The following is a 3,228-nucleotide window of genomic DNA, read 5'->3' as shown; positions in this document are numbered from 1 at the left end:
CGTCGCCGGGCGCGACCTCGGTCAGCCTCAGGTGCCCGAGCCGGCGCAGCCCCGGCACCGCCCGGCGTGCGCCCCGGGGCACGAGCAGGCGCGTGCCCGGCGCGAGCCGCGCGAGCGACGGCACGTGCAGATGGTCGGCGTGCAGATGGGACACCAGCGTCACGTCCGCGCGCCAGGCGTCCGGCGGCGGCACCGGGCCCCGCCTGCGCCGCAGATGGGCGAGCCGGCGGACGAACAGCGGGTCGGTGAGCACACGTATGTCCGAGTCCTCGACCGTGCAGGTGGCGTGACCCCACCACGTGAGCTCCACCGGCACCTCTTTGCCTCCTTCGCGCGACTCCCCGAAGCCTACGTCCAGGAGTAGGGTCGGCGGCGAAAACGGGAGGTGAGGGGGCACCATGGGGACGTTACGGGTGACGGCGATCGCGAGTCTGACGCCGCTGGAGCAGCTCGACGACGATCCGTTCCTCGTCGACTCCCGCAGCCAGCACGCCATGTGCGCACGTTGGGCCGACGAGCGGGGTTATGTCGTCACCCGGGAGCTGCTGGTCCGCGGGCTGCGGCCCGACCACGACGCCCTGTGGGACGGCGTGCGCCCGGGCCAGGACCTGTTCGTGGCGCCCAGTCACCGGGTGCTGGAGAGCGCGCTGTCGTCCGTGGCGGAGTTCACCGCGGAGTGCGCGCGGCGCGGGGTGCGGGTGGAGACGGTCGGGCACGAGGAGCCGTCGTACGACGCCCGGATGAAGGCGTGCGTGCACCGCAGACTGTCGATGCCGACGGCCGGGTACGACGGCCGCTGACCGCCGGCCCGCGGGGAGACCGGGCGTGTCCTGGGCGAAAGGGACCAGGGGGGACGAACAGGCGTTCCGGAGCGTTGTGGCAGGGTGGGGAAGGCCCGCGCGGACGACGGGCCGGGACGTGAGGTGTGCGGAGCGTGGGTGGAGGGCGTTGGCGCCGGGTCGCCAGTCAGGTGGGGCGGAGTGTCGCGGTGTGGGCCGTCTCCACCCTGACCATGCTCGCGCTCGCCGGGATCCTGCCGGACTTCCGGCTCCAGTCACCCGACGGCGACAGCGCGACGGACATCGCCATGACCGCGGCCGTCGGCGCCGGCGCCTTCGGTCTGCTGTCCGCCCTGGTGTGGCCGCTGATGGTCCGGCTGCTGCTCCTGGTGCCGGCGCTCGTCCTCGGCCTGCTGGTCTTCTTCCTCAACGGCGGACTGCTGCTCCTCGCGATCGATGTGAACCCGGCCGGGCGCGGCGGTGTCGCCCCGGAGACCGCGGTGGTGGTGGCCGCCGTGATGTCCGCCGTCGCCTCGGCCACCGGCGGTGCCCTGGCCGTGCGCGACGACGACGCCTACCGGCGCCGGCTCTACCGGCTCGCCGACCGCCGCCGCAGATCCGTCCCGCCCTGCCCGGCCGGCCCCGGCACCGTCTTCCTGCAACTGGACGGCGTCGGCCACGACGTGCTGCTGGACGCCGTCGACGAGGGCGTGATGCCGACGGTCGCCCGCTGGCTCGGCCGCGACGGCTCCTCCGCGACCCACCGGCTGGCCCCGTGGCGCACCGACTGGTCCAGCCAGACCGGCGCCAGCCAGCTCGGCATCCTGCACGGCAGCAACCACGACGTCCCGGCGTTCCGCTGGTACGAGAAGGACACCGGCGAGGTCGTCGTCTGCAACCGCCCCACCAGCGCCGCCGACCTCCAGCGACGGGCCATCGAGTACACCGGCGACGGCGGACTGCTCACCTTCGACGGCGCCAGCCGCGGCAACCTGTTCAGCGGCGGCGCCGACGAACAGGCCCTCGTGCTGTCCATAGCCACCCGCCGCCGCGGCCCCGAGAACCGCTCCCGCTCCGGCTACTTCGCCTACTTCTCCGACCCGGCCAACGCGGTCCGCACCGCCCTGTCCTTCGTCGCCGAGGTGGGCCGCGAGATGGGCCAGTCCACCCGGGCCCGCCTCCGCAAGGCCCGCCCGCGCGTCTCCCGCGGCGGCCTCTACCCCCTGGTCCGCGCCTTCGCGACCGTCGTCGAGCGGGACGTCGTCGTCGCCGCCGTGATGGGCGACATGCTCGCCGGCCGCACCGCCGTCTACGCCGACCTGGTCGCCTACGACGAGGTGGCGCACCACTCCGGGCCGCGCGGCCGGGACGCCGCCAAGGTCCTCCAGCGGCTCGACCGGTCCCTGGCGCTGATCGAGAAGGTCGCCGAGCACGCCCCCCGCCGGTACCGGATCGTCGTCCTGTCCGACCACGGCCAGAGCCCCGGCGAGACCTTCCGCTCCCGCTACGGGCTCACCCTCGCCGACCTGGTCCGGGCCGGCTGCGGACTGCCCGTGCCCCGCCGGGCCCGGCGTACCCGCAGCGGCGCCGAGGCGCGCACCGCCGTACGGGCCGCCCTGCACCGCCCCGTCGAGGAGGGCGGGGAACTGCGCGGGCCGGCCGGCCGCCACTCGGAGCCGGTCGTGCTGGCCTCCGGCAACCTCGGCCTCGTCTCCTTCCCGGACGTCCCGCACCGGATGAGCCGCGAGGAGATCGACGCCCGCCACCCCGCGCTGCTGCCGACCCTCGCCAACCACCCCGGCGTCGGCTTCCTGCTGGTGCGCAGCGAGGAGCACGGCGGCCTGGTCCTCGGCGCGCGCGGCGCGGAGATCCCCCTGGACCGGCTCGACGACGACCCCGGGCCGCTCGCCCCGTTCGGTCCCGGCGCCGCGGACGCCGTGCGCCGCACGCACTCCTTCCCGCACACCGCCGACATCATGGTCAACTCCTTCCACGACCCGGCCGACGGCGAGGTCCTGGCCTTCGAGGAGCAGATCGGCTCGCACGGCGGGCTCGGCGGCGCCCAGTCCCGCGCCTTCCTGCTGTCGCCCGCCGTGCTGTCCGCCCCGGCCGACGAGGGGACGGACATCGTCGGTGCCGAGCACGTCCACCGGATCCTGCGCCGCTGGCTGCGCGAGTCCAACGGCCCGCAGGTGCCCGTGGAGGATTCGCGGTCCAGGCCCGCCGACAGCGCACCTTTTCCCGTCGCGGACGGGATCGTGCAGGACAAAAGCGCCTGATTTGGCGGCGCGTCGGACCGTGCCGGACCATGGGCGCCGTCCCGGCGATCCCGGGCGTCAGCTCCACGGAAGGCGCACCACCCCATGCACGTCACCGGGACCGTCCCCCCACCGGCTCCGGACCAGCGGGAGACCCCCGCGGCCCCCACCCCGGCCCCCGGCAGCACCCG

3 protein-coding genes are annotated in these 3,228 nt (G+C 75.2%); 2 read left to right on the top strand and 1 reads right to left on the bottom strand.

The genetic code is table 11. The annotated features are described in order from the left end of the window. Nucleotides 1-316: MBL fold metallo-hydrolase (locus tag GTW67_RS03800; RefSeq protein ID WP_161163369.1), on the bottom strand; the 316-nt coding region annotated here is incomplete at its 3' end. A gap of 82 nt (nt 317-398) precedes the next feature. Between GTW67_RS03800 and GTW67_RS03795 the strand changes: the two genes are divergently transcribed. Further along, on the top strand, nt 399-800 hold the full coding sequence (locus GTW67_RS03795; RefSeq protein ID WP_161163368.1) for a hypothetical protein: 402 nt from the start codon (nt 399-401) through the stop codon (nt 798-800). Nucleotides 801-925: 125 nt separating this feature from the next. Beyond that, complete coding sequence (locus GTW67_RS03790) at nt 926-3,058, top strand: phage holin family protein (RefSeq protein WP_161163367.1); 2,133 nt, start codon at nt 926-928, stop codon at nt 3,056-3,058. Nucleotides 3,059-3,228: the final 170 nt, after the last annotated feature.

The sequence above is a fragment of the Streptomyces sp. SID5910 genome, from assembly GCF_009862125.1.
Classification (GTDB): Bacteria; Actinomycetota; Actinomycetes; order Streptomycetales; family Streptomycetaceae; genus Streptomyces.
The sequence above is the reverse complement of the archived record's forward strand: the minus strand, read 5'-3'. Positions and strand labels throughout refer to the sequence as shown.